This is a genomic window from Acinetobacter sp. 809848, from assembly GCF_000581275.1.
GTDB lineage: Bacteria > Pseudomonadota > Gammaproteobacteria > Pseudomonadales > Moraxellaceae > Acinetobacter > Acinetobacter pittii.
In genome coordinates this window covers 1-21,974 of sequence record NZ_JEXG01000043.1, presented here as the reverse complement: position 1 = coordinate 21,974, position 21,974 = coordinate 1, and the positions used below count along the sequence as shown (strand labels likewise).

Genomic DNA, 21,974 nt, shown 5'->3' with positions numbered 1-21,974 from the left:
AGAAGAGTAATCATAATAAAAATTACTTATAAAATTATATGGTAATGGTAAATGAATATAGAGCTACTATAAATCATATAAATTAAATTTTAAGTTCAACAAGCACTTTTAATATATGTATATATATCAAAACTTTATTAATTTAGATTTAATATTTCATAATATATAGAATTTTAACCCTTATTAATAAAATGTATGTCATTCCCATTCCCATTATTTTATTTCATATCTATTTAATAGGTTTAAAATTTAAATAATTACAATACATTACTCTTTGAGGCATTGTTTAGAATTCTTTGAATTACAGTTCTTGTAACTGAAAATTCTTTAGCGAGTGAATATACACTATAGCCCTTTTTGAACAATTCAATAACTCTAATTTTTTGTTCATTATTTAATATTTCTGGTCTACCAACTTTTCTTGCAGGTTTATGATCTTTTGGTTTTTTACTATCAGTCTTAAATAATTTCTCAAATTCAGCTGATAGCTTTAAAAAATGCAGAAAGAAAATTTTTAAGTCACCATTAATTTCATTTTTTGAGTAATCCAAGCATATTAGTCGGATTTTTTTTTGATCAATTTTATCCACTATACTTAAAATTTCCTCAAAACTATTACCTAAGCAATCCATGCTTTTTATCACTAAAGTATCGCCTTCTTCTAATGAGTAACTTATAAGATTAAGAAATTTATCTCTATAAATAATAGATTTATCAACCGATACTTCTTCTATTACTAATCTATTCTTTTGAATCTTATAACCATACTCGCTAAAAAAGCAGATATATCTAGAAAATTCAAATTGCAAATTAGGCTCTATTCTAACATAGGCATATGTACGCATATTAAAAACACCAAAATTAAACAAAAACAAAACAAATCTTAGCATCTTATTTTTTTAAAAAAAACATGAACTAAATCACAAAAGTGTACTATACAGTGTTTAAAACATATAGATTAAATACATACTTTAATCTATATTGGTTATTAGATTTTTTTATCATCTTTATTATATTAGTTAATAATTTTGTTAGTTCTATGATGTTTGTTTTTTTCATCTCTATAATCTCCTTAGTTAATTATTTATGAATTTAATATAAATATAATATTGAAATCTAGTTTTATTTTTTAATTAAATTAATTTAATGATATATAGCTTAACAAACTGTTATTGGGTTAATCTAGTAATTGTTGGTTTTTCTTTATGTAATTGATTTTAAATAAATTTTATTTTTTATATTTTGTTTTAATTATGTTTTTAATTTTAATGAAAATAAAATACATGGTTTTAAAACTATTTAATTTAGTGTTTTGTAAATGATCTAAATCATAATTTTAAATTTTTTATTTGTGCTTTATAAACATACTTTTTAAAAAATAATATTTTCTTATATTTATAATTCATTTAATATTAAATTTTTTATTTTAAAAAATAAAGTATTTTTCAACTAATTTTTTAATAATTATATAATATTTTATTATATTATATGTGTTTAAATTTTTCCGTGTGGGGATTTTTAAAATTATGGAAATATAAAAATATTTACATTAATATAAAAAGTCTAAAATTAATAAACTAATTATATAACAAACAATAAGTGAAGAGCTAAAAAGTATATTTTGATTTGAATTTACTTTATAGATACTCTTCACATCACTCTAAGGAATAGGAGGAGATATGCGTATTTATGCTTATATACGATTAAATTGTAGTATTGAAAATATTGAAGAAGAGAAAGAATCTTTTATTTCTTTATTAAATAGCTTTGATTATAAAATTCATCCTAATAGAGTCATTTTTGAATTAGTATCAGTAGATAAACCTATTACTTTACGAACTATTTTTCTTAATTTAATTAACTATTCTTTAGAAGAAGATGATTTTTTAATAGTTAAAGGTATTGATTGCTTGGGTAGTAGTTTTACGGAGATATTATCATCTATTAAATTAATTGAAAGAAAGAAGATTAAATTAATTATATTGGATTATTTTAATTGTGAATTTGAAGATGATATTAAAAATAATTTTATCCACTTTATAGAAATTTGCATTAATTTTGAAAAACTTTTTTTAATTGATTGTGTTGGACAAAAAAAATCTAGTTTATCCAGAAAAGGGGGTAGACCTGAAAAATTATCCAACGATCAAAAACAGGATGTTATTAATAAATTTAAGAAAGGTTTTAGTGTGTATTCGTTAGCTAAGGACCTTGCTGTCTCAAGGACAGTGATACAAAGAATAATTAAAAAATCTGACAATTAAGATATGAAAAATTTTGCTGTTAATAAGTATTAAATCATGTTTTAAACTTTTATTTAATACTTATTAAATTAATATTTAAATTTTAAAATTAAATTCATATTGATATTTTAATATTTCTATTGATATTGTTGTATAGGCCTTTAGCTATATCTTAACTTATTAAAAGTTATATTTATTAACTTAAGGTTTATTTATATAATTTTGGTAGCTCGAAATATGGATATGAGTATTGATTTAATCAAATGGAAGTGTTCTATATGTGAAGGTTTTATAGTGGTTGATCATTCAAAAATACAAAAAGAAGATTTAGTACAATTTGTATTTAGACGCATAAATAAGAATGATTCTTTTTATTTTATTTATAAAGTTGGTTTAGTTATTGATCGAAAAGAAGAATTATTGATCATCAAATATAAGAATAGAACCTATAAGGTTTTCGAAAAAGATACTTATCCTGCAAGAGCGCCAACTCACCTTATCTATAATATGTTTTGGGTATGTACCTGTTAATTTTTATATTTTGATTTTAATATCTTTTATGTGGAATAAATCTTTGATTTGCTAATTCTCTATATATTCAATAAAAAAGCCACTCGAGTAGAGCGGCTCTTTTGATTTGATAAGTTAGACTTACCAGCTTAACGCACCACCAGTTTGGTAGTCAGTTACGCGAGTTTCGAAGAAGTTCTTCTCTTTACGTAAGTCCATCATCTCAGACATCCACGCAAATGGATTCGTTACACCAGCAAATTGCTCTGGTAAACCTAACTGAGATAAACGGCGGTTACAGATGAATTTCAAGTATTCTTCCATCATGCTTGCGTTCATACCCAATACACCGCGTGGCATCGTGTCACGTGCATATTCGATTTCAAGCATCGTACCTTCAACAATCATTTGAACCACTTCTTGTTGGAACTCAGCAGTCCAAAGGTGAGGGTTCTCAATCTTGATTTGGTTAATCATGTCGATACCAAAGTTCAAGTGCATAGACTCATCACGCAAGATGTATTGGAACTGCTCAGCAACACCGTTCATCTTGTTACGACGACCCATACTCAAAATTTGAGTAAAGCCACAGTAGAAGAAGATCCCTTCAAGTACACAGTAGAATGCGATCAAGTTACGAAGTAAGCGTTGGTCGTTTTCAGGCGTACCTGTGTGGAAATTAGGATCAGTTAAAGATTGAGTATATTTCAAACCCCAAGCTGCTTTACGTGCAACAGATGGAACTTCACGGTACATGTTGAAGACTTCGCCTTCGTCCATACCTAAAGATTCGATACAGTATTGGTAAGCGTGAGTGTGAATTGCTTCTTCAAACGCTTGACGCAAGATGTACTGACGGCATTCAGGGTTAGTAATGTGACGGTAAATCGCCAATACCAAGTTGTTTGCAACCAAAGAGTCCGCAGTCGAGAAGAAACCTAAAGAACGCATAACAATGGTACGTTCGTCTTCAGTTAAGCCATTTTCAGACTTCCAAAGCGCGATGTCATGATTCATGTTCACTTCTTGAGGCATCCAGTGGTTTGCACACCCGTCAAGATATTTCTGCCAAGCCCACTCATATTTAAATGGTACAAGTTGGTTCAAGTCCGCACGACAGTTAATCATGGCTTTGTCATCAACTTGAACACGTTGAGCACCCATTTCTAGCTCTTCAAGGCCAGGGGCAACGTCTAAATGTTCTAAGGCTTGAGCGGCTCTAGCCACTGTATCGGAGGCAACTGTTGGTCGCACGGAATGGGTTCCAGCGGATTGTGGAGCTGCCACGCTCGGCGATGATGGCTGCGCAGTAGATACATTCTGCGAATCTGACGCTTTTTCCGATTGGACGGGCGCAGACTTGTGTTCAGGTGTAGTCGGTTTTTGCGAATCATCTTCAAAATCGTCCCAACTAAGGATAGACATTTTTGTTCTCTCTTCGTTGTATATATCTATATTTGACATCTCTTAAACGAAGATGTCCCTACTATACGCTTTTAATGTGTAAACAAAATTAAGTTTTATTGATGCATGACCAAATTTTGGGCCTTTGGTCTCTACTCCCTACAACTTATTTTGTTTACGCTGTTGCTTACGTATTGTGATAAATGCGTAAACCATCGGCATATAAAAGAAAATAAAGGCAAAGATTAAAACTCCAACACCAAGCATATAGTTATGGCTGAGATGAGAAAGCATAATCTTTACCTCTTTTAAGATTGCTCTTTAGTGAAAAAGAGCAACCTTATTGAATGTTATTGGCAAGCTTCACAATCAGGGTTGTCGATTGAACAAGCCATTGGTACAGGAGCTGCTTGAGTAAAGCCTTCTTCTTCAACTGCTGCTTCTGGTTTCTTCGCTTCTACAACAGGGGCAGCAACCGCCGCGGCTTCAACAGTCGCAGGTTTAACTGCGTTTAAAGCACCTGTGTTGATTGTAGATTTTTCAGCAGAAGTTGCACCTAAAGCTCGGAGGTAATAAGTCGTCTTAAGACCACGTAACCATGCCATCTTGTAAGTGATGTCAAGTTTCTTACCATTTGCACCAGAGATGTAAAGGTTAAGCGACTGAGCTTGATCAATCCATTTTTGACGGCGTGATGCAGCATCAACGATCCAACGTGTATCTACTTCAAACGCAGTAGCAAAGATTGCTTTTAATTCTTCAGGAATACGAGCAATTTTTTGTACTGAACCTTCAAAGTGTTTAAGGTCATTCACCATTACTGTGTCCCAAAGACCACGTTCTTTTAATGCACGAACAAGGTATGGGTTAATAACAGTGAACTCACCAGACAAGTTAGATTTCACATATAAGTTTTGGAATGTTGGCTCAATAGATTGAGAAACACCACAAATGTTAGAGATGGTTGCAGTTGGAGCAATCGCCATCACGTTTGAGTTACGCATACCGTCTTTTTGAACTTTGGCACGTAAAGTGTCCCAGTCTAAACGTTGAGTACGGTCAACTTCGAACATGCGCTCTGGTCGAGACTTCGCAACAATTTCTAAAGAGTCGATTGGAAGGATACCTTGATCCCACAATGAACCTTTGAATGTTGAGTAAGCACCACGTTCAACAGCCAAGTTGCTTGAAGTTTCAATCGCGTAGTAGCTAATTACTTCCATTGATTCATCAGCAAAATCAACAGCAGCATCTGAACCGTAAGCAATACCCATTTCATATAGAGCATCTTGGAAGCCCATGATACCCATACCCACAGGGCGGTGTTTCAAGTTAGAGTTTTTCGCTTGTGGTACAGCGTAGTAGTTAATGTCGATCACGTTATCGAGCATACGTACTGCTGTTTTAATAGTGCGAGCTAACTTTTCACGGTCTAACACACCACCTTGAACGTGTTGTACAAGGTTGATCGAACCCAAGTTACATACTGCAATTTCGTCTTGATTTGTGTTCAAGGTAATTTCAGTACATAAGTTAGATGAGTGAACTACACCAACGTGTTGTTGTGGTGAACGTAAGTTACATACATCTTTGAATGTGATCCATGGGTGACCAGTTTCAAACAACATAGAAAGCATTTTGCGCCATAAGTCTTTAGCACGTACTTTCTTGTGTAGCATGTTAGTTTCTTTCGCTACAGACTCATAGTAAGCATAACGCTCAGCAAATTCAGCACCAGTTAAGTCGTGCAAGTCTGGAGTTTCAGAAGGGGTAAATAATGTCCATTCACCATCTTCAAATACACGTTGCATAAACAAGTCTGGAACCCAGTTCGCAGTGTTCATGTCGTGAGTACGGCGACGGTCATCACCTGTGTTTTTACGAAGCTCTAAGAACTCTTCGATGTCTAAGTGCCAAGTTTCTAGGTAAGCACACACAGCACCTTTACGCTTACCACCTTGGTTTACTGCAACAGCTGTATCGTTCGCAACTTTCAAGAATGGAACAACACCCTGAGACTTACCATTAGTACCTTTAATATAAGAGTTCAAGGCACGAACAGGTGTCCAGTCATTACCTAAACCACCAGCCCATTTAGAAAGCATCGCGTTGTCACGCATTGCGCCATAAATGTCATAAAGGTCATCGCCAATCGTTGTTAAGTAACAACTTGAAAGCTGTGGACGTAATGTACCTGAGTTAAACAGGGTAGGCGTAGAAGCCATGTAGTCGAAGCTAGACAATAAGTTATAGAACTCAATTGCACGCTCTTCTTTATCTTGCTCATTGAGTGCAAGACCCATTGACACACGCATGAAGAATAATTGTGGTAATTCGAAGCGAACGCCGTTTGAGTGAATGAAATAACGGTCAAATAAAGTCTGTAAGCCTAAATAGGTAAACTGATTAGAACGCTCTGGCTGAATTGCTGCTGATAATTTTTCTAAGTCGAAGTCAAGCAAGTCAGGTGAAAGCAAATCAAGCTCAACACCTTTTTTCAAGAATGCTTCAAGTGCATTGTTTTCAGGTGTATCTGTTGATAAGCCTAAGAACGTTAAACCAGTGCTCACTAATTCGTTACAAAGCAAACGTGCAGTCACGTAAGTGTAGTTTGGTTCTTGTTCAATACGGGTACGTGTTGCCATCATCATTGTAGTGGCAATATCACTTTCTTTTACGCCGTTATATAAGTTTTTAACGGTTTCATCGACAATGGCTTGAACGTCAATACCTTCCAAACCTTCAGCTGCCTTAGAAACAGTTGCTTGCAATGCACTTAAATCAAGTGGCTGAAGCTGACCGTTTTTGTCGGTAACTTGTAAAGTAGGGTGGTGGTTTGAGTTCGTTTGCTGACGAGCGCTAGCACGTTGTTCACGGTAAATCACATAAGCGCGGGCAACCTTTTGTTCCCCAGTACGCATTAAAGCAAGTTCTACTTGATCTTGAATTTCTTCAATATGGATCGTACCGCCCGATGGTAAACGGCGAGTAAAAGTATTTAAGACCATTTCCGTCAACTGGGTAATACGGTCGTGAATACGGCTAGAATCCGAACTCTGTTGACCTTCCACAGCAAGAAAAGCTTTACCAATCGCAACTGAAATTTTCTCTGCATCAAATGCAGCAACATCTCCAGTGCGCTTAATCACCTGAATTTGACCGGGAGTCGAAGTAATTACGCTCATGCCAGCATAGCTCCATTGTCACTTTTGTTATGTTCATAGACCGTTTGAACCGAGCAAAAAACATGCCACGATATTTGAGGGATAAACACAAGACTTAGTAGTTAAAGTTTATTTTCAACACAAGATACGGGATTTTTCATAGCAGATCAATCTTGACTTTTTAGTAATTTTTTATCTGTATGATTTGATGGGAGATAGCATAGCAAAGCTGTTAAAAAACGCTTATAGATAACTTTGTGGATAACTCAAAAAACAAACACTTAAATAAATTTAAACTAAACAGAGAAATAATTTGTTTAATATTCATACATTGGAAATATGAATAGAATATGAAATTTAATAACAATAAATAAATCTTAAAAACACGTGAAAATTCAAAGGTTAATAAAATGCAACAAAATACGATGGTCATGTATCAGTTTGGTGAACGCCTACTTGTTTACAATGTAAACGTGTGTATATTGCAAATGATAAACGAATGTATCTGCAAGATTTTTAAGATGCATGAAACGAGATTTATAGGGGCAATGATATGAGCCAAGAAGAAAAGTTACCAAAGATTCTGATCGTTGAAGATGACGAGCGCTTAGCGCGATTAACTCAAGAATATTTAATTCGCAACGGCTTGGAAGTTGGTGTAGAAACTGATGGTAACCGTGCAATTCGTCGTATTATTAGTGAACAACCAGATCTAGTGGTCTTGGATGTCATGTTGCCGGGTGCCGATGGCTTAACAGTTTGCCGTGAAGTTCGTCCACATTACCATCAACCGATTTTGATGTTGACTGCACGTACAGAAGACATGGATCAGGTACTTGGTTTGGAAATGGGCGCAGATGACTATGTTGCTAAACCGGTTCAACCACGTGTTCTTTTAGCGCGTATCCGTGCACTATTACGTCGCACAGATAAAACTGTAGAAGATGAAGTTGCACAACGTATCGAGTTCGATGACCTTGTAATTGATAATGGCGGTCGTTCTGTCACGCTAAATGGTGAACTTGTTGACTTCACTAGCGCAGAATATGACCTATTATGGTTGCTTGCATCAAATGCTGGTCGTATCTTATCGCGTGAAGATATCTTCGAACGTTTACGTGGTATCGAATACGATGGTCAGGACCGTTCAATCGACGTCCGTATTTCACGTATTCGTCCAAAAATTGGTGATGATCCTGAAAATCCAAAGCGTATTAAAACAGTACGTAGTAAAGGTTACTTGTTCGTTAAAGAAACCAACGGGTTATAAGGTCTGAATAAACTTCCTATAAGGTTGGTCGAGTGTTTAAACACAGTATATTCCTGCGAATATATGCGGGACTGGTAATTCTTGTTGTTCTGGTTGCTGTCTTTGGTTATTTGCTTGTACAAATTATCAATTATCAACGGGCACAAGAATACCGAGAATCTTTAACCGATGGTATTTCTTATGTCATTAGTGAGGGAGTCGCTCGACAACCAGGGAAGCAACAGAAAATAGACTGGGTTTCAGATGCGTCAGATTTATTGGAACTTCCAATTTATTATACTGATGCAAGCAAGGTTGAGTTATCTCGTACCGAGAAAAAACGGATCGAAGCTCAAAAATCTGTTGTCCGTTACGATGCCAGTAATAGTATTGCGTATATCATTATTGGCTTGCGTGACGACCCGCAGCATTTTTTATCTATAAAAGTCGACAAAATTACTGAGCGCCAAATGAAGGCTCTCCCTATTTTTGTGCTGGATTATCTAATGTTTTATCCGGGGCAAGAACAAGAATATCTTGCCAAGATTCAAAAGCATTTCTCCTACCCAATTAATATCTACAATATTCAAGATATTAATCTGGACTCCGAACAAATTGGTCGTTTACGCCAAGACCAAAGCGTCATGTTGTACAAAGACAGTGCGACAGTACGCGGAACAACTATTTCAATCGTCTCTCCAATTCCGAATCAGCCTACACGGGTTCTCGTGCTTGGACCAGTGCCGATGTTTAACTGGATGCCTTTGCAGCTTTCAGCAGGGATTACTTTATTTAGCTTATTTTTGCTGAGTCTAGGTGTCTATGGGTTGATCTTGCCACTAGAGCGTAAAATTCGCCAAGTACGTTATGCATTAAACCGTATGAAGTCTGGTGATTTGTCATTGCGTGTTCCTATTGAAGGAAGCGACGAAATGGCAAACTTGGCATCAAGTTATAACAACATGTCTGATCATATTCAGCGTTTAATCGAGGCTCAGCGTGAGTTAATGAGAGCGGTATCTCATGAGCTTAGAACGCCTGTTGCCCGTATTCGCTTTGGTACAGAAATGTTGGCAGAAGAAGATGATTACAATCATCGTATGCATCAGGTCGATATGATTGATAAAGATATTGAAGCACTCAATACCTTAATTGATGAAATCATGACTTATGCAAAACTAGAGCAGGGTACACCTTCGCTAGATTTTGATGAAATTACTTTATTTGATGTGTTAGATCAGGTTGCGGTCGAAACCGAAGCTTTAAAAACGCAAAAAGAAATTGAACTTGTTGCTCCTCCACTTTATGTAAAAGTAGATGCTGAGCGTCGTTACTTACATCGTGTTGTTCAAAACTTGGTGGGTAATGCGGTTCGTTATTGCGATAATAAAGTTCGGATTACTGGTGGTATCCACAGCGATGGTATGGCCTTTGTTTGTGTTGAAGATGACGGTGCAGGTATTCCTGAACAAGACCGTAAAAGAGTATTTGAAGCTTTTGCCCGTCTAGATGATAGTCGTACACGTGCGTCGGGCGGTTATGGTTTAGGGTTGTCTATCGTAAGCCGTATTGCCTACTGGTTTGGCGGTGAAATTAAAGTGGATGAAAGCCCAACCTTAGGTGGTGCTCGCTTTATCATGACATGGCCAGCAAAACGCTTTAAACAGCCTCCTTTAAAAGCCAATAAAAAAGCACCTTCATAAGGTGCTTTTTTATTGATCTATTTATAGTTGAGTTGCATCTGGTTCCAAAATAGGTTTTCCGCTTCTTAAGCTGGTTAACGCATCGGAATTAAAATCGATCAGTAACGAATTGTTTTTTGCATCAATCTGGTATTTTTGAATAAGAGGTTGATCTCCGTTAAGCGTTTCTATTTTATATTCATCTGCAATATGCAAAATACCTTCTAGGTTTGTTGTCGTTGACGCAAAATCCTGTCTAAATATTTCATAGACATCCCTCAAGTCAAAAATTGCATTATTGGCATCTGGATGTTTGTGAATATAGCTTTCTATATGTCGCACTAGTAATTGTGCAAACAAGTAGTAGTTTGGTTTATGCGTATATTCTAGAGTCATGCATTTTTCTCCTTATTATCTGTTATTAGCATACATGGCAAAACACAGGTTATTGTATAAAATTCATTACACTAGATGATGAAGTGAAAATATTATAAAGAGATAAACACTCGATTACGTCCTTGGCGTTTTGCTTGATATAAAGCGTCATCTGCTTCTTTAAATAAACTTTCAATCGCTCGATGGGAAGATGGGGAATATAAGCTTATCCCAATACTCACCTGTATAAAAATTGGTAATTTCCCATAAATATAAATCGGTTGCTGACTAATTTTAATTCGAATTTGTTCAGCCAGTTCAAATGCACTTTCCTTGGTGGTATCTGCAATAAAAATGGCAAACTCTTCACCTCCAAAGCGACCTAATAAATCATGAGGATGTAAAATATTTTGAATCGTGGTGACACAAGTTTGTAGCGCCCGATCACCGATTTGATGACCATAGTTGTCGTTAACTTGCTTAAAGTGGTCGACATCAAGCATGAAAAAAGCTGAGGTCTTATTTTCTTTTTGTACTTTTTCTTGAAGTAATCTGACCGACTGTAAAAACTGGCGTCGAGTCAGACTTGACGTTAGTTCATCATGTGCAATGGCATGTTGAAGCTTTTGAATTAACTCTGAATGCAAAACACTAATACTAGAAACCGTAAGTGGGGCAATCGTCATCATAATTAACCCAATTCGGATTGAGATCGTATTGCTGAAATATTCGTTTGGATAGAGCAAAAGGTAATGTCCAGAGACATGATAAATAATATAAGCACTGGTAAAGCTAGTAATGAGTGCAACAACAATAGGTTTGTAGCGAATGGCACACCAGATCAGGGCAGCAATCGGGTAGAGCAGCGAACCCGGACCAGAGTCATAATAGCTAGCAGCAATCGAAATAAGCACAGCGCCAAAAGGTAAAAGGTCGGTTGGTTGTAGGCCACGATTTCTTGAAAAGTAATGTTTAACCTGACTATATTGAGGGATGTTCAATATGATAGGTAAAAGAAGCAAGGCATTTTGCAGTTCTGAAGTAAACCAGTAACCAAACTCATCCAGCAAGCCACCAATCATAAATTTGGTATTAAACATAGGCACGAAAGTTGCTGCAAACAATGCACCTACTACGCTACCTATTCCGCATAATCCAAATAAAAAAAGGTAAGAATAACCGCGATAGGCCGCCTTAATATGTTGATTAAAAAACATATAGAGCGCAAACGTAGTAACAACATAAAGAAAGTTTGATGTTGTTAAAACAAGTGTGAGAGCAAATGGAGTGCCCTGAAATAAGTCAGCAATCACATATCCTATATAGGCACCGAAAAATGCGCTTGGTCGGCGTGTGATTGGAAAACGAATAAGCAATCCGAGCAAAACCGAATTGGCAGGCCAAAAGAATGCAAGAAAACTTAAAGGGCGAGATGCAATGCCAATGAAACAACATGTCGCAATAATGAAGCTAAATAGGAGAAAAAATTTTAAAAAGGAGAGAAATGAAAATTCACGAAGTGAGTATGGCATCAGCTGCCCTTAATGATAAATACTCTTATCCAAGAGTAATAAAATATTATGTATGATTAAACATTCATCATAATTCAGAGGAGAAGCTGAATACAATAAAAAACAAACTAATATTATAAAAAAGTAAGTTATAAAAAGTTAATAAGCGCTTCAACTGTGTAAATATTCTAAAATTAAAAAATGAAAAAAATCATCATAAATAAAGAAACTATTAGTTAAACCGATTATGTGCTGTGAAACCCCCCTTACAACACATAGAAGAATAGTTTTGTCTAGAAAATCATCCGAAAGACTAAGACGCTTCAACTAGCATGGGAAATTAGAAATCAGGTACAATTGGCGGGATTAATTTTGTGTTTGGTGTATTTGAAGGCCAATACATACATTCTTTGTTAAATAATAGGCCTGCCAGGAGTTATCCCCGCATGAGTGCCATTACTCCATACGACTGGGCGATTATCGCCTTCGTGATCGGCGTTACATTTCTTTGCGTCTTTATGCTCACAGTTCCCTTACTCCTCGGGGGAAAATCGTGGGGACGTGCTAAGCAAGAGCAGTTTGAATCAGGTGTCGTGAGTGCTGGTGGCGCTCGCATTCGCCTGTCTGCAAAGTTCTATTTAGTTGCAATTTTCTTTGTTGTCTTCGACTTAGAGGCGCTTTACCTCTATGCATGGTCTACTTCTGTGCGTGAAGTAGGTTGGTTGGGATATACCACTGTAGTGATCTTTGTCGTTGATTTATTGATTGCGCTTGTTTATGCCTTCTCTGTAGGTGCTTTAAGTTGGTCACCAGCAGATCGCCGTAAATCAGCAGGTGAAGCGGTTAAAATCGGTTCACCAACAATGAACATTGCTGAAATTACACGCTTTAATTCTATTGAAGAGCTCGTAACTGACCCTACAGGCCAGATTCCAGCTCAATCATCAGGTCGTGTTAAGTCAAAAACTACACCTGCATTGTCATCTGAAAAGGAGTAAGTCGGGATGAAATATACTCTGACCCGCGCGAATCCGGATGCTGATCAATACCCATTGCAAGAACGTCAAATTGTGACGGATCCGCTTGAAGAGGAAGTGAATAAAAACGTATTCATGACTCGTTTAGAGGATGTCTTGCATACAGCAGTAAACTGGGGACGTAAAAACTCTTTGTGGCCATTTAACTTTGGTACCTCATGTTGTTACGTCGAATATGCAACGACCTTAACAGGTGTGCATGACTTGTCACGTTTCGGTGCAGAGGTTATCCGTGCTTCACCTCGTCAGGCTGACTTGATGATTGTTGCAGGTACCTGTTTCGTAAAAATGGCACCAGTTATTCAGCGTCTGTATGAACAGATGTTAGAGCCTAAATGGGTCATCTCGATGGGTGCTTGTGCAAACTCTGGAGGTATGTACGACATCTATTCAGTAGTACAAGGTGTAGACAAAATTATTCCTGTTGACGTGTACGTCCCAGGTTGTCCGCCTCGTCCTGAAGCATTAATTCAAGCTTTAATGCTTTTACAAGACCAGATTCAATTAGAGCGACGCCCGCTTTCTGCCGTGATCGGTGATGATCTTCAGCCAGTATATAAGCCAAAGATGATGCCAGAACGTGACCGTAAGAATGCAGAGCGTATTGCCGTTAAAAACTTACGCTCTATGGATGAGATTAAATAATTTTTTGACGGTGTTTTGACATATCTAACTGATATGTTCATCGAGACAATTGACAGAATTTGTATTAAATAGGAAGCCAAGCCAATGGCTGAAACTGACATTGCTATGCCAGAGTCAACAGCAGTTGATTCACGCCCAGCATTTGCAATCGTAGAAGAGCTCAAAACCAAATTTGGTGAGAACTTTTACGTGCAGGCGACTTTTGAAGAGTTTCCAACAGTCTGGGTTGAGCGCGCACGCGTGCAAGAAGTCCTTATGTTCCTACGTAAAGTGGAACGTCCGTATGTAATGCTATTTGACTTATCTGCGATGGATGAACGTTTACGTGTTCATCGTGATGGTTTACCAGCATCTGACTTCACTGTGTTCTATCATTTATTATCGCTTGAGCGTAATAGTGACATTCGTATCAAGGTTGCCTTGAACGAAAATGATCTAAACATTCCAACAGCGACAAATATCTGGCCAAATGCCAACTGGTATGAACGTGAAGCTTACGATATGTTCGGTATCAATTTCGAAGGGCATCCAATGCTCCGTCGTATTTTGTTGCCAACCTATTGGGAAGGTCATCCGCTTCGTAAAGAATATTCAGCACGTGCGACAGAATATACGCCGTACATGCAAGACAAAGCGAAACAAGACTTTGAACAAGAGCACTTACGTTTTGTACCAGAAGACTGGGGCCTTAAGCGTGGTAACGCTGATGAAGACTTCATGTTCTTGAACTTGGGTCCTAACCATCCATCTGCACATGGTGCGTTCCGTGTTGTATTGCAGTTAGATGGCGAAGAAGTGAAGGACTGTGTACCTGATATCGGTTATCACCACCGTGGTGTGGAAAAGATGGCTGAACGTCAAACATGGCATTCTTTCATTCCTTATACTGACCGTGTTGACTACTTAGGTGGTTGTGCTCAAAACATGCCGTATGTAATGGCTGTTGAGCAAATGGCAGGTATTAAAGTTCCTGAACGTGCGCAAGTGATTCGTGTCATGTTGAACGAATTGTTCCGTATTAATAACCACTTGTTATTCTGTGGTACGGCAATTCAGGATGCTGGTGGTATGACACCAGTATTCTATATGTTCGCAGACCGTCAAAAAGTTTACGACATTGTTGAAGCAATCACGGGTTACCGTATGCATCCAGCATGGTTCCGTATTGGTGGTACAGCACACGATCTTCCAAACAACTGGCAAAAGCTTGTTAAAGAATTGCTAGAGTGGATGCCTAAACGCTTAAACGAATACTACACAGCGGCATTGAAAAACTCTGTGTTTATTGGTCGTACGCGTAATGTTGCACAATACGATGCCAAATCTGCACTCGCATGGGGTGTAACTGGTACTGGTTTACGTGCAACAGGTATCGATTTTGACGTTCGTAAATATCGTCCATACAGCGGCTATGAAAACTTCGATTTTGATGTGCCGGTTGAGTATGAAGGCGATGCATACGCACGTGTGCTTGTTCACTTCCGTGAAATTACCGAGTCGCTAAAAATTATTCAACAGTGCTTGGATAACATGCCTTCTGGTCCATATAAAGCGGATCATCCATTGGCTGTTCCACCACCGAAAGATAAGACATTACAAGATATTGAAACCTTGATTACGCACTTCTTGAGCGTTTCATGGGGTCCTGTCATGCCAGCGGGCGAGTCATCATTTATGACTGAAGTGGTTAAAGGTGCAAGTACTTACTACTTGACTTCAGATAAAGCGACCATGAGTTATCGTACTCGTATTCGTACACCGACGTTTACTCACTTACAGCAAATGCCTTCAGTGATTAACGGAAGTTTAGTATCTGACTTAATCATTTATCTGGCGACCATTGACGTGGTTATGGCTGACGTGGATCGCTAAGAGGTAACACATAATGATGATTTTGACTGATAAAAAACCACGTGTGAATGTCGAAGGGATTTTGACTGCGGAAGAAATTCACGAAATCGAACATCACATTGGTCACTATCCATACCCTCGTGCAGCCTCTTTGGATGCATTGAAGTGTGTACAGCGCCGTAATGGTTGGGTAGATGACGCTCAAATGAATGCCATCGCACAGTTGTTGTCGATGAGTGTTGCTGATTTGGAAGGTGTTGCAACATTTTACAACCGTATCTATCGCCATCCGGTAGGTCGTCACGTAATTTTGCTTTGCGACTCAATTGCTTGCTTCTTAATGGGTGCAGAAACTCTTGCTGAAGCATTCCAGCGTGAATTAGGAATTCAGTATGGTCAAACGACACCAGATGGTCGTTTTACATTGCTTCCAATTTGCTGCCTAGGCAACTGCGACAAAGGCCCAACTTTAATGATTGATGAAGATACTCACGGTTTAGTCGAAGTGACATCAATTAAACAGTTATTGGAGAAGTATGTATGAATACTGAACCAAAACCAATTTATGGCGACGGTAATCCGGAAACTCATCCGCTCACTTGGCGTTTAAGCAAACAAGAAGCGGTACGTAGTGCTGATGATTACGAAGCACTTGAAGGCTATGCTGGCTTTAAAAAAGCTTTAGGCATGAAACCTGCTGAAGTGTTAGATGTCATTAAAGCTGCAACTGTAAAAGGTCGTGGTGGTGCGGGTTTCCCTGCGGGTATTAAATGGTCATTGATGGCACCAAATGATGGTGGTCCACGTTACTTGATCTGTAATGCCGACGAAATGGAACCGGGTACCTTTAAAGACCGTTTGTTGATGGAAAAACTTCCACATCAATTGATCGAAGGGATGTTAATTGCGGGTTATACCTTAGAAGCAACTCAAGGTTATATCTTTATCCGCGGTGAATACATCGAGGCTGCTCAATATCTAAATGAAGCGTTAGAACAGATTCGTGCTAAAGGTTATTTAGGCGAAAATATCTTAGGTTCTGGCTGGAATTTTGATCTGCATGTACATACGGGTGCAGGGCGTTATATCTGTGGTGAAGAAACTGCATTGATTAACTCGCTTGAAGGCCGTCGTGCTAACCCACGTACTAAGCCACCATTCCCGCAAGTTGCAGGAGCATGGGGCCGTCCGACGATTGTGAACAACGTTGAAACTTATAACAACTTGCCAGCAATCATGCTTCGTGGACCAGAGTGGTATATCGGCTTGTCAGCGGGGAAATCAAAAGATCCAGGCACTAAAATTTATGGTGCATCGGGTAAAGTTAAATTCCCGGGTCTTTGGGAATTGCCGTTTGGTACAACTGCACGTGAAGTAATTGAAGATCATGCAGGTGGTATGCGTGAGGGCTTAAAGCTCAAAGCATGGTTGCCAGGTGGTGCTTCAACTGACTTTTTACCAGCAGATACCATTGATTTACCAATGGATGCAGACACGATTATGAAAGCAGGTTCTCGTTTGGGAACATGTTTGTTAATGGTGGTAGACGAAACTCAATGTATGGTATCGCTCACTCGTAACTTAGAAGAGTTCTTTGCGCGTGAATCATGTGGTTTCTGTACACCATGTCGTGATGGTTTGCCATGGGCTGTTAAAGCGCTTAAAGCACTTGAAGCAGGTGAAGGCAAGAAAGAAGATATCGACCATTTACAAGAACTAACTCGTAAATTATGGATTGGTAAAACTTTCTGTGCCCACGCACCAGGTGCGATGGAGCCGCTTATGGGCGCACTCAAACATTTCCGTGGTGAGTTTGAAGCGAAAGTGACGAATCGTCCTGTCGTGCAAACCAGCAACGTAGAACAAGCTTAAGGAATTCGACTATGGCTACAATTCATGTCGATGGAAAATCGTATGAAGTCAACGGCTCGGAAAACTTGCTACAAGCATGTTTGAGTCTGGGCATCGACATCCCATATTTTTGTTGGCATCCATCCTTAGGTTCGGTTGGTTCTTGCCGTCAATGTGCTGTTACGCAATATGCGAATCCAGAAGATACGCGTGGTCGTTTAGTCATGTCTTGCATGACACCAGCATCTGACAATACCTATATCTCAATTGAAGACAAAGAAGCAACGGATTTCCGTGCATCTATTGTTGAATTTTTGATGACCAACCACCCGCACGACTGTCCAGTCTGTGAAGAGGGTGGTCACTGTCATTTACAAGATATGACTGTAATGACGGGTCATGACCGTCGTCGCTACCGTTTTACAAAACGTACGCATTACAACCAAGAACTCGGCTCATTCATTGCGCATGAAATGAACCGCTGTATTGCTTGTTACCGTTGTGTTCGTTACTACAAAGACTATGCGGGCGGTACAGACTTTGGCGTATATGCCAATGCATCTCGTGTTTACTTTGGTCGTCCGGAATCAGGTACTTTAGAGTCTGAATTCTCTGGTAACTTGACTGAAGTATGTCCAACAGGTGTATTTACTGATAAGACTCATTCAGAGCGTTATAACCGTAAGTGGGACATGCAGTATGCACCAAGCGTGTGTCAAGGCTGTTCTTCTGGTTGTAACATTTCTCCGGGTGAACGTTATGGTGAAATCCGTCGTGTAGAAAACCGTTTTAATGGTTCGGTTAACCAATACTTCCTTTGTGACAAAGGTCGTTTTGGCACAGGTTATGTAAACCGTGCAGACCGTCCACGTCAGCCTCAGTTCCGTAATGGTGAAACTGTTGCAACTGTTTCTGTCGACCAAGCTCTAGATCAAGCGATTGCTAAGCTTCAAGGCAAAAAAGTTTTGGGTATTGGTTCTCCTCGCGCAAGTTTGGAATCGAACTATGCATTACGTGAGCTTGTAGGTCAGGCAAATTATTCAACTGGTATTGCACAAAAAGAGCAAAAGCTTGTTGAACTTGCTGCATCTATCATGCAAACCGAGGGTATCTACAACCCGAATATGCGTGAAATTGAAAGCTATGATGCTGTTCTGATCTTAGGTGAAGACCTAACTCAAACTGCACCTCGTATGGCATTGTCTGTTCGCCAAGCTGCGAAAAACAAAGCGCGTGAAATGGCTGCAAAAACACGTACACCAGATTGGTTAGCTGAGCCTGTACAACGTATTGGCCAAGAAGCAAAATCTCCGGTTTACATTTTAGCTGCAACTCAAACTCGTCTTGCTGACATTGCAACTGGTGAAGTGGTTGCTTCTCCAAATGACATCGCACGTTTAGGCTTTGCAGTTGCTGCGGCAGTAAATGGTGAAGTTGTAGGTGGTTTAGATGAAGATGCAAAAGCATTTGCTCAAACCATTGCCGACACTCTAAAAGCAGCAAACAAACCATTAATTATTGCGGGTACAAGCTTGCAAGATGCTTCTATTATGGAAGCTGCTGCACAGTTAACTCAGAACTTAGGTTCTAAAGCTGGTTTAAGTCTTGTAGTTCCTGAAGTGAACTCTATGGGCTTGGCATTGTTCGGTGGTTTAAGCCTTGAACAAGCATTTGCTCAAGACTACGACACACTTGTTATTGTTGAAAATGATTTGTTCCGTCGCTTACCAGCTGCTCAAGTAAAAGCTGCATTAGATAAAGCTGAAACAGTAATCGTGCTTGATCACAGTGAAACTGAAACTGTGAAACAGGCTGATATCGTTCTTTCAGCAGCAAGCTTTGCAGAGGGTGATGGTACTGTTGTAAGTCAAGAAGGTCGTGCACAGCGTTTCTATCAAGTTTACGATCCAAGTTACTACAAACCTGAATATGCAATTAAAGAATCATGGCGTTGGTTACATGCCATTGAAACTGGCATTAAAGGTAAGGCTGTAGATTGGACATTGCTTGACGATGTAATTGAAAGCATCGTGAAAAATGTACCAGTACTTGAAGCTATCCAAGATGTTGCGCCTGATGCAGGTTACCGTGTACATGGCTTGAAAATCGCGCGTGAACCACGTCGTTATTCAGGTCGTACAGCAATGCGTGCGCCGTTATCGGTTCATGAGCCTAAACAACCTACCGATCCAGATTCAGCATTAACATTCTCAATGGAAGGTTATGTTGGTCCGCAAAAAGCGTCATCATTAGTACCATTTGCATGGGCTCCGGGTTGGAACTCTCCACAATCTTGGAATAAATACCAAGATGAAGTTGGTGGTCACTTAAAAGGTGGTGATTCTGGTGTTCGTTTATTCGATCGCTTGGCAAAACGTCCTGCACGTAGCTACGTTGCTCCAGTGCCAGTAGTTGCAAATCCTGAAAGTTTCCGCTTAGTTCCAATGCACCATATTTTTGGTTCTGGCGAATTCACGATTAAAACACCTGCAATGGAAACTCGTATTCCTGAAGCTGTGTTTGCAGTGGGCGAACAAGATGCAACTCGTTTGAACCTTCAAGAAGGTCAACGCATTACAGTAAAAGCAGGTGAAACAACTGTAAGCTTGCCTGTACAAGTAATTGAATATTTACCTACAGGTTATATTGGTTACCCAGTTGGTTTAGCACCAATGGTGTCACTAGCTGAGCCTGTTTCAGTGGCTTTAGGAGTGTAATTCATGAATCAAGAAATTATACGTCAAACGCCACTTTGGGCTGAGAACTGGCCGATTGCTTATGCTGTCGTTCAAGCAGTTGTAATTTTGCTTGTTGTGGTTTTAGTTGCAGCGTTGATGTCTTTTATTGAGCGTCGTTTACTTGCTTGGTGGCAAGACCGTTATGGTCCAAACCGTGTTGGTCCTGGTGGTATGTTCCAGATCGTTGCCGACATGCTCAAGATCATGTTCAAAGAAGACTGGACACCAAAGTTTGCTGACAAACTTACATTCCGTTTAGCACCAGCTGTTGCAATGGCAACAGCGGTTCTTTCGTTCATGGTAATCCCAGTGAGTCCTTCACTGGGTGTTGCCGACATGAGTATCGGTTTGTTGTTCTTCATGGCAATGGCTGGTATTGCAGTCTATGCGGTTTTATTTGGTGGCTGGGCTTCAAATAACAAATACTCATTGCTTGGTGGTTTACGTTCAGCAGCTCAAACCATTTCTTATGAAGTGTTCTTGGGTATTTCATTGATGGGTGTGGTTGCAATTGCAGGCTCATTTAACCTTCGTGAAATTGTTGAAGCACAACGTGATGTTTGGTTTGTCATTCCACAATTCTTAGGTTTCTTGATTTTCGTAGTTGCTGGTGTTGCGGTAACTCACCGTCATCCATTTGACCAACCAGAAGCAGAGCAAGAATTGGCAGAAGGTTACCATGTTGAATATGGCGGTATGAAATGGGGTATGTTCTTCGTTGCTGAATATGTCAACGTAGTACTGATCTCTGCATTGATCGTGACTTTATTCTTTGGTGGCTGGTTAACGCCATTCAATTTAGAAATTCCATTTGTTCCACCAGTATTCTGGTTTGTGATTAAAACAGCATTCTTTGTAATGATGTTTGTATTGGCACGTGGTTCTTTAATGCGTCCGCGTTATGACCAAGTCATGAACTTTGGTTGGAAAATTTGTTTGCCATTGGCGTTGGTCAACTTGTTAGTGACTGGTGCTGTGATTCTGATGAATCAGGCCTAGGACAGCAGGGAGTACAAAATGTATAAATTTCTAGCTGGATTCGGATCAATTGTACGTACGTTACTCATGGTGTTTAGCCATGCAACGCGTAAACGTGACACGATTTTATATCCAGAAGTTCCGGCTGAACAGATTGTGCCGCCACGCTTTCGTGGTCGTATCGTATTAACGCGTGACCCTGATGGGGAAGAGCGTTGCGTAGCATGTAACCTATGTGCGGTTGCATGTCCGGTTGGCTGTATCTCACTACAAAAAGCAGAAACAGAAGATGGTCGTTGGTACCCGGAGTTTTTCCGTATTAACTTCTCACGTTGTATTTTCTGCGGTATGTGTGAAGAAGCTTGTCCAACAACTGCGATTCAGCTCACACCAGACTTCGAGTTAGGCGAATATGTACGTCAAGACCTTGTTTATGAGAAAGAAAACTTACTCATTTCAGGTCCGGGCAAATACCCAGATTACAACTTCTACCGTGTAACGGGTATGGCAATTAACGGTAAAGAGAAAGGTCAAGCACAAAAAGAAAGTGCACCAATCGATGTACGGAGTCTATTACCATGATGTGGCCGTTTTATTTGATGGCACTCGTGGCCATCGTTTCTACGGTTCGTGTAGTGACTAACACGAACCCTGTACACGCTCTACTTAGTCTAATTGTTTCATTGCTTGCTGTTGCTGGTATTTTCATGATCGTGGGGGCGCCTTTTGCAGGTGC

At 39.1% G+C, this 21,974-nt stretch carries 20 protein-coding genes; 14 read left to right on the top strand and 6 right to left on the bottom strand.

The annotated features are described in order from the left end of the window. Positions 1 to 257: 257 nt before the first annotated feature. Positions 258 to 845, bottom strand: a complete 588-nt coding sequence (locus tag J536_RS21330; protein WP_032063880.1) for a recombinase family protein — start codon at positions 843 to 845, stop codon at positions 258 to 260. Positions 846 to 1,679: 834 nt separating this feature from the next. On the opposite strand from J536_RS21330, the gene J536_RS21325 reads away from it, so the two are divergent. After that, positions 1,680 to 2,264, top strand: a complete 585-nt coding sequence (locus J536_RS21325) for a resolvase (protein WP_032063879.1) — start codon at positions 1,680 to 1,682, stop codon at positions 2,262 to 2,264. Between the two features lie 216 nt (positions 2,265 to 2,480). Continuing rightward, entirely contained in the window at positions 2,481 to 2,774 is a 294-nt protein-coding gene (locus tag J536_RS0104775) for a hypothetical protein (RefSeq protein WP_002120070.1), read from the top strand. Positions 2,775 to 2,894: 120 nt separating this feature from the next. On the opposite strand, the gene J536_RS21320 is transcribed toward J536_RS0104775, so the two are convergent. The 3 genes from J536_RS21320 to J536_RS21310 all read right to left on the bottom strand — a co-directional run bounded on the left by J536_RS21320 (position 2,895) and on the right by J536_RS21310 (position 7,342). Further along, complete coding sequence (locus J536_RS21320) at positions 2,895 to 4,178, bottom strand: ribonucleotide-diphosphate reductase subunit beta (protein WP_005803276.1); 1,284 nt, start codon at positions 4,176 to 4,178, stop codon at positions 2,895 to 2,897. 138 nt (positions 4,179 to 4,316) lie between these two features. Continuing rightward, on the bottom strand, positions 4,317 to 4,451 hold the full coding sequence (locus J536_RS25480; RefSeq protein WP_002120013.1) for a hypothetical protein: 135 nt from the start codon (positions 4,449 to 4,451) through the stop codon (positions 4,317 to 4,319). 56 nt (positions 4,452 to 4,507) lie between these two features. Next, positions 4,508 to 7,342 carry a ribonucleoside-diphosphate reductase subunit alpha gene (locus tag J536_RS21310; protein WP_002120003.1) on the bottom strand — a complete coding sequence of 945 codons (2,835 nt, stop codon included), beginning with the start codon at positions 7,340 to 7,342 and terminating at the stop codon, positions 4,508 to 4,510. Between the two features lie 353 nt (positions 7,343 to 7,695). On the opposite strand from J536_RS21310, the gene J536_RS26260 reads away from it, so the two are divergent. From J536_RS26260 to bfmS, 3 genes are read left to right on the top strand one after another with little or no spacing between them, the layout of a single operon-like run. Continuing rightward, the gene (locus tag J536_RS26260) at positions 7,696 to 7,878 is read left to right on the top strand and encodes a hypothetical protein (RefSeq protein WP_031945032.1); all 183 of its coding nucleotides are present in this window, start codon (positions 7,696 to 7,698) and stop codon (positions 7,876 to 7,878) included. Beyond that, a complete protein-coding gene (bfmR, locus tag J536_RS21305; RefSeq protein ID WP_000076440.1) occupies positions 7,875 to 8,591 on the top strand; it encodes a response regulator transcription factor BfmR in 717 nt (238 codons plus the stop codon). Before J536_RS26260 ends, bfmR begins: the two co-directional genes overlap by 4 nt. 32 nt (positions 8,592 to 8,623) lie before the next feature. Then, positions 8,624 to 10,273, top strand: coding sequence for a sensor histidine kinase BfmS (gene bfmS, locus J536_RS21300; RefSeq protein ID WP_002120020.1), 1,650 nt, complete (start codon positions 8,624 to 8,626; stop codon positions 10,271 to 10,273). Positions 10,274 to 10,294: 21 nt separating this feature from the next. On the opposite strand, the gene J536_RS21295 is transcribed toward bfmS, so the two are convergent. Beyond that, positions 10,295 to 10,648 carry a hypothetical protein gene (locus J536_RS21295; protein ID WP_002120022.1) on the bottom strand — a complete coding sequence of 118 codons (354 nt, stop codon included), beginning with the start codon at positions 10,646 to 10,648 and terminating at the stop codon, positions 10,295 to 10,297. A gap of 92 nt (positions 10,649 to 10,740) precedes the next feature. Then, the gene (locus J536_RS21290; protein WP_017481284.1) at positions 10,741 to 12,159 is read right to left on the bottom strand and encodes a GGDEF domain-containing protein; all 1,419 of its coding nucleotides are present in this window, start codon (positions 12,157 to 12,159) and stop codon (positions 10,741 to 10,743) included. Between the two features lie 425 nt (positions 12,160 to 12,584). Here J536_RS21290 and ndhC point away from each other — a divergent pair, with 425 nt between their 5' ends. The 9 genes from ndhC to J536_RS21245 all read left to right on the top strand — a co-directional run. Continuing rightward, positions 12,585 to 13,136 carry an NADH-quinone oxidoreductase subunit A gene (gene ndhC, locus J536_RS21285; protein WP_002120061.1) on the top strand — a complete coding sequence of 184 codons (552 nt, stop codon included), beginning with the start codon at positions 12,585 to 12,587 and terminating at the stop codon, positions 13,134 to 13,136. A gap of 6 nt (positions 13,137 to 13,142) precedes the next feature. Then, entirely contained in the window at positions 13,143 to 13,820 is a 678-nt protein-coding gene (locus tag J536_RS21280; RefSeq protein WP_002120034.1) for a NuoB/complex I 20 kDa subunit family protein, read from the top strand. 84 nt (positions 13,821 to 13,904) lie between these two features. After that, complete coding sequence (gene nuoC / locus J536_RS21275; RefSeq protein WP_002120052.1) at positions 13,905 to 15,692, top strand: NADH-quinone oxidoreductase subunit C/D; 1,788 nt, start codon at positions 13,905 to 13,907, stop codon at positions 15,690 to 15,692. 13 nt (positions 15,693 to 15,705) lie between these two features. Further along, entirely contained in the window at positions 15,706 to 16,215 is a 510-nt protein-coding gene (gene nuoE / locus J536_RS21270; protein WP_002120040.1) for an NADH-quinone oxidoreductase subunit NuoE, read from the top strand. Continuing rightward, positions 16,212 to 17,543 (top strand): NADH-quinone oxidoreductase subunit NuoF, encoded by a 1,332-nt coding sequence (gene nuoF, locus J536_RS21265; RefSeq protein WP_002120030.1) that lies wholly within the window; start codon positions 16,212 to 16,214, stop codon positions 17,541 to 17,543. Before nuoE ends, nuoF begins: the two co-directional genes overlap by 4 nt. A gap of 11 nt (positions 17,544 to 17,554) precedes the next feature. Then, positions 17,555 to 20,239, top strand: a complete 2,685-nt coding sequence (gene nuoG / locus J536_RS21260; protein WP_002120017.1) for an NADH-quinone oxidoreductase subunit NuoG — start codon at positions 17,555 to 17,557, stop codon at positions 20,237 to 20,239. 3 nt (positions 20,240 to 20,242) lie between these two features. Beyond that, on the top strand, positions 20,243 to 21,259 hold the full coding sequence (nuoH, locus tag J536_RS21255) for an NADH-quinone oxidoreductase subunit NuoH (RefSeq protein WP_002120063.1): 1,017 nt from the start codon (positions 20,243 to 20,245) through the stop codon (positions 21,257 to 21,259). An 18-nt stretch (positions 21,260 to 21,277) separates the two neighbouring features. Continuing rightward, complete coding sequence (gene nuoI / locus J536_RS21250) at positions 21,278 to 21,820, top strand: NADH-quinone oxidoreductase subunit NuoI (RefSeq protein WP_002120012.1); 543 nt, start codon at positions 21,278 to 21,280, stop codon at positions 21,818 to 21,820. Then, the coding region (locus tag J536_RS21245) for an NADH-quinone oxidoreductase subunit J (protein WP_171071506.1) at positions 21,820 to 21,974 on the top strand (155 nt) is incomplete at its 3' end. The genes nuoI and J536_RS21245, both read left to right, overlap by 1 nt.

Excerpts from the sequence above, each read along its gene's own strand:
- J536_RS21330 (WP_032063880.1), bottom strand. The coding sequence starts at position 845 with ATGCGTACATATGCCTATGTTAGAATAGAGCCTAATTTGCAATTTGAA.
- J536_RS21325 (WP_032063879.1), top strand. The coding sequence starts at position 1,680 with ATGCGTATTTATGCTTATATACGATTAAATTGTAGTATTGAAAATATT.
- J536_RS0104775 (WP_002120070.1), top strand. The coding sequence starts at position 2,481 with ATGGATATGAGTATTGATTTAATCAAATGGAAGTGTTCTATATGTGAA.
- J536_RS21320 (WP_005803276.1), bottom strand. The coding sequence starts at position 4,178 with ATGTCTATCCTTAGTTGGGACGATTTTGAAGATGATTCGCAAAAACCG.
- J536_RS25480 (WP_002120013.1), bottom strand. The coding sequence starts at position 4,451 with ATGCTTTCTCATCTCAGCCATAACTATATGCTTGGTGTTGGAGTTTTA.
- J536_RS21310 (WP_002120003.1), bottom strand. The coding sequence starts at position 7,342 with ATGAGCGTAATTACTTCGACTCCCGGTCAAATTCAGGTGATTAAGCGC.
- bfmR (WP_000076440.1), top strand. The coding sequence starts at position 7,875 with ATGAGCCAAGAAGAAAAGTTACCAAAGATTCTGATCGTTGAAGATGAC.
- J536_RS21295 (WP_002120022.1), bottom strand. The coding sequence starts at position 10,648 with ATGACTCTAGAATATACGCATAAACCAAACTACTACTTGTTTGCACAA.
- J536_RS21290 (WP_017481284.1), bottom strand. The coding sequence starts at position 12,159 with ATGCCATACTCACTTCGTGAATTTTCATTTCTCTCCTTTTTAAAATTT.
- ndhC (WP_002120061.1), top strand. The coding sequence starts at position 12,585 with ATGAGTGCCATTACTCCATACGACTGGGCGATTATCGCCTTCGTGATC.
- J536_RS21280 (WP_002120034.1), top strand. The coding sequence starts at position 13,143 with ATGAAATATACTCTGACCCGCGCGAATCCGGATGCTGATCAATACCCA.
- nuoC (WP_002120052.1), top strand. The coding sequence starts at position 13,905 with ATGGCTGAAACTGACATTGCTATGCCAGAGTCAACAGCAGTTGATTCA.
- nuoE (WP_002120040.1), top strand. The coding sequence starts at position 15,706 with ATGATGATTTTGACTGATAAAAAACCACGTGTGAATGTCGAAGGGATT.
- nuoF (WP_002120030.1), top strand. The coding sequence starts at position 16,212 with ATGAATACTGAACCAAAACCAATTTATGGCGACGGTAATCCGGAAACT.
- nuoG (WP_002120017.1), top strand. The coding sequence starts at position 17,555 with ATGGCTACAATTCATGTCGATGGAAAATCGTATGAAGTCAACGGCTCG.
- nuoH (WP_002120063.1), top strand. The coding sequence starts at position 20,243 with ATGAATCAAGAAATTATACGTCAAACGCCACTTTGGGCTGAGAACTGG.
- nuoI (WP_002120012.1), top strand. The coding sequence starts at position 21,278 with ATGTATAAATTTCTAGCTGGATTCGGATCAATTGTACGTACGTTACTC.